The sequence below is a fragment of the Halomonas sp. genome (assembly GCF_031581305.1).
Taxonomy (GTDB): domain Bacteria; phylum Pseudomonadota; class Gammaproteobacteria; order Pseudomonadales; family Halomonadaceae; genus Halomonas.
This window is the reverse complement of sequence record NZ_JAVLBC010000244.1, coordinates 1-4,147: the sequence shown is the minus strand read 5'-3', so window position 1 is coordinate 4,147 and position 4,147 is coordinate 1. Positions and strand designations below refer to the sequence as shown.

Annotated in this window: 4 protein-coding genes; all 4 read right to left on the bottom strand. The window is 68.9% G+C overall.

The genetic code is table 11. The features are described from left to right. Nucleotides 1-1,477 (bottom strand): exoribonuclease II (locus RI841_RS15005; protein WP_310706440.1); only part of this gene is annotated, 1,477 nt, incomplete at its 3' end. 307 nt (nucleotides 1,478-1,784) lie between these two features. Continuing rightward, nucleotides 1,785-2,225 (bottom strand): universal stress protein, encoded by a 441-nt coding sequence (locus tag RI841_RS15000; RefSeq protein WP_310706439.1) that lies wholly within the window; start codon nucleotides 2,223-2,225, stop codon nucleotides 1,785-1,787. A 79-nt stretch (nucleotides 2,226-2,304) separates the two neighbouring features. Continuing rightward, complete coding sequence (locus tag RI841_RS14995) at nucleotides 2,305-3,375, bottom strand: YcjF family protein (protein ID WP_310706438.1); 1,071 nt, start codon at nucleotides 3,373-3,375, stop codon at nucleotides 2,305-2,307. Next, nucleotides 3,372-4,147: YcjX family protein (locus RI841_RS14990; RefSeq protein WP_310706437.1), on the bottom strand; the 776-nt coding region annotated here is incomplete at its 5' end. The genes RI841_RS14990 and RI841_RS14995, both read right to left, overlap by 4 nt.

Below are 4,147 nucleotides of genomic sequence, written 5' to 3'. Positions count from 1 at the left end.
AGGCGGCCAGCCCCAGGCCGAAGTGCGGCCCGGGCTGGGCGGACATGCTGGTGAAGCCCTGGAAGCGGCGCAGGCGGGCATCCAGCCAGGCGTCGTCGCGGCCCTCGAGCTCGCGCTTGAGCTCGGTGTAACGGGGCAGCTCGGTGAGCTGCTCGCGCTCCACCTGGATGTCCTGGCTGGCCAGGAACTCCTGGGCGGCTTCGGCCTTCTCCGGCTCGAAGGCGCGGTGGACGTTGAAGATGCCGTGGCCGACATGCTCGGCGAGCAGGTGTGCGCAGCAGGCATTGGCGGCGATCATCGACTCCTCGATCATGCGGTTGGCGATGCGCCGATGCTCGGTGCGGATGTCCAGCACGTTGCCGGCCTCGTCCAGGTCGAAGACGAAGTCGGGCCGGTCCTTGAAGACCAGGGCGTGGGCCGCCCGCCAGGCGCTGCGCGCCTCGGTCATGGCTTCGAGTGCCTTGAGCTGTTCGCCGATCTCCTCGGCGGGCGCCCAGTCACCCTGGCCTTCGAGCCAGTCGGAGACCCGGTCGTAGGCGAGCTTGGCATGGGAGCGCGCGGTGGCGGCGAAGAAGCGGTAGTCGCCGAGGCTGCCGTCGGCGCCGACCTCCAGGGTGCAGGCCAGCACCGGGCGATCCTTGTCCTCCCACAGCGAGCAGAGGTCGTCGGCCAGCTGCTCGGGAAGCATGGTGACGTTCTGGCCCGGCAGGTAGACGGTGAAGGCGCGGGTGCGGGCCTCCAGGTCGGCGGCATGCCCCTCTTCCACGTAGGCGGTGGGGTCGGCGATGGCCACGGTCAGCGACCAGCCACCATCCTCGCGGGGACGGATGCGCAGGGCGTCATCCATGTCGCGGGTCTTCTCGCCGTCGATGGTGAAGAAGGGCTCGGCGGTCAGGTCCTCGCGCTCGAGGCCTTCGTCGCGCAGCGGCCAGTCGTCACCGGCATCCGGGCACTCCTGCTCCAGAGCATGGCGGGCCAGAGTCACGCGCCACGGCACGGCCGGGTCGTCGGTCTTGGCCACCAGCTCGTCGATCTGGGTGAAGAAGGCACGATCGTCGGGCTTGAGGGGATGTCGCACCAGGCGGGCTACCACCCAGTCGCCGTCGTCAATACTCGCCTCGTCGACGCTGCGCTTGATGCGGGACTTGAGGGCGGTCTTGATCGAGGGGTGATCGGGCACCACGGCCAGGCGACCGTCACGCTTCTGCACCCGGGCGATGAAGCGTTGCATGCCGGACGCGATCAGGGTGTCGGGCTCGACCGATTTCTTTTCACCCTCCTCGTGGAGAATGGCCTCGACGCGGTCGCCATGCAGCACCAGTTTCATGGCGGGGGGCGGCACGAAGTAGGATTCGCCGTCATCTGTCTCGAGGAAGCCGAACCCCCTTTCGGTGGCTTTGATCACGCCCTCGACGCGAGGGGTGTTGGTGCGGATCTGTTGCTTGAGCTGGGCAAGCGCCGAGTTGTTCTGCAGCATGGTCTCGATCGGTTGGCGAGTAGAGGGCTCACTATACGGATTCGCGCCCCCGGCGCCAAACGGCGTGCCGGGGCGCCATGCGGAATCAGTCACTTGCGATGGCGCCCGTTCAGAGGGTAGGCGTCTGGTGCGTTTCGAGGCTGGGTTCGGTTGGCTATCGGCAGGGAAGAAAAGGTACCGAACGTTCAGGTCATTGGTCACCACGCCGCGTCTGCGGTGGCCGCATTCCTGCGCGAGCGCCTTGGTCTTGCCTGAACGCAGGATAGTGCCTGCGGGCGCCGTCGATGGATTGGCTTGCCGCCCGGCGTCAGTGCACGGTGATCACCGTGCACTCGGCGGCGTGGCTGACCTTGTGGGAGGCGCTGCCGACTACCAGTCCCTTGAGGTCGCTGAGGCCGCGGCTGCCCATGATGATGGCATCGACGCCGCGACGACGGGCCTCACTAAGGATGGTGCGGGCCGGGTCGCCCTGTTCGATGGCCGTCTCGATGTTGGTGGCACCGAGTTCACGGGCCGCTTCGGCGGCCCGGTCGATGACCTGCTTGCCGGCCGCGTTGCGCTCCTCGCGTGAGGCCTCGACGGCGATGGCGCCGATGCCCCAGACCAGAGTGGTCTCGTGGGCAAGTTCCTCGGGGATATGCAGCAGGTGCAGGGCGGCGCCCTCCTGACGGGCCAACTGGCAGGCCACAGAGAGCGCCTTCTTGGCGTGCTCGGAGCCGTCGACGGGAACCAGGATGGAGTGGAACATGGTGATATCCTTCTCGGCCGGTGATTGAGGTGCTAAGTCAGGAGCCTAGTCATTCGAACGCTCGCTGTCATGATTCGGATCAAGGGTGGCGTGCCTTTGCCTTCTCCTCGGCGGCGTCCAGGCGGCGCAGCTGCTGCCAGAGGTCTCGGCGCAGGTCGGCCATCCGAGGCGCCTCGTCCGTGGCAAACTCCAGCGGCCGGGACAGGCGCTGGGTTCGCAGCCCCAGGCGCGCCCCGAGTAGCCCGATGCCCAGGCCCTGGGCGGCACGCGTCGAGAGCTTGCCGGCCAGGTCCATGGACAGCATCTGCATGCTCGCCTCGCTGGCGATCTCGCTGGCTCCGGCGAAGGCCATTTGATAGAGCACGCTGCGCAGAAGCCGCAGTCGGGCCGCATAGCCCAGTTCCAGCCCGTAGAGCCGGCACAGGCGGTCGACCATTGCCAGGTGGCGCCAGGTGACCAGCGCCATGTCGACCAGCGTCAGGGGACTTACCGCCACCATCACCGCCGTCTCGCCGGACATCCGCGAGATCAGTCGGCGGGCCTCCCGGTCGCGGGGGGCGAGCAGGTGATGGGTGAGCAGCGCCCGGGTGTCGCGCCCATCATGATGGGGCTCGCGGGCGGCCAGGAAGGCCTGCCAGTGGGGGTGGTCATCGTCCAGGTCGAGGTCACGGCGCAGCTGCCCGGCCAGTCCCAGTGCCTGGGCCGGGGTAGCCTCGGGCAGGACGGCGAGGCGCTCGCGTAGCCGGGCGTGTCGTGTCAGGCGCCGCAGCCGCCACAGTTCGCGCAGGATGGCCGAGCCGCCGAGCCCCAGGGCGAGCAGCAGCAGCAGGCTCCAGCCGCCGGCCAGCCAGTCGCCGCCCAGGCTCGCGGCGTGCAGGGTTTGCCCAGCTTCCAGTGCGCCCAGCCCCAGGCTACCGCCGAGCAGGGCAAGAAGCCCCCAGCGACGCCGGCGTGGACGCATCAGGCCATGCTCCAGCGCCAGTTCGCCGGGGGCTGCATCGGCCTGGGAGTCGGACAGGGGCTGGCTCTGCAGCCTGGTGTCGAAGTGCCGCCCGGGCTGGGGATCCCGGGCGTCGGTGTCCCGGTCGGGGGCGTCATCGGGGGTGAAGCGCACGCCCGGGCGTGGGTCCTGATCGCGGGAAGGTGTCATGTCAACTTGTCTCCGATCAGCCAGTCCAGGGCGGCGTCCATGCGAATGTGCGGCAGCGGTGCTCCCTTGTCGCGGGGCAGGGGGCGAAAGGCCATGAAGTCGAAGCCCTGGCGGGACCAGAAGCCCGCCTCCGGCAGCCGGTCGGGAACCTCGCCGGGAAACAGCAGCAGTGACTCACCGGCCAGGGTGGTGCCGCGCAGAGCCGGGGTACGGTGCCCCTTCTGGTCCACCTCGCGGCTCTGCGTGGCGCGAATCGCCGCCAGGGATAGGGCCCGAACCGGCACGTCGGCGAAGCGCAGGTCCTTCAGCGGGTCGGCGAGCAGGGCCTCGAGCAGGGCGACCAGGCGACCGTGCTGCTCGGGGGTGACATGATCGGCCTTGGTGGCGGCGATGGCCAGGCGGTCGATGCGCGGGGCGAACAGCCGCGTGATCAGGCTGCGCCGGCCATAGTCGAAGCTCTGCATCAGGTTCGACAGGGCGCGGGAGAGGTCCTCGAAGCGCTCCGGCCCAGCGTTCAGGGCCCCGAGCACGTCGACCAGCACGATCTGGCGATCGAAGCGACGAAAATGCTCGCGATAGAAGGGTTTGACGATGTGCTGCTGGTAGTGGCGAAAGCGCCGGGTGAGGGTGGCGTAGAGGCTCTCGGCCGGCAGGTTGGCGAGTTCGGCGCGGTCGGTCTCGGCGATGCCCGGCAGGGGGAAGAACTGCAGCACTGGCGCGCCCTCGAGTTCCCCCGGCAGGAGAAAACGTCCCGGCTGAAGGTCGGCAAAGC

What these genes read in the sequence shown, in the direction of transcription:
- RI841_RS15000 (WP_310706439.1), bottom strand. Translation starts at nt 2,225, where the DNA reads ATGTTCCACTCCATCCTGGTTCCCGTCGACGGCTCCGAGCACGCCAAG.
- RI841_RS14995 (WP_310706438.1), bottom strand. Translation starts at nt 3,375, where the DNA reads ATGACACCTTCCCGCGATCAGGACCCACGCCCGGGCGTGCGCTTCACC.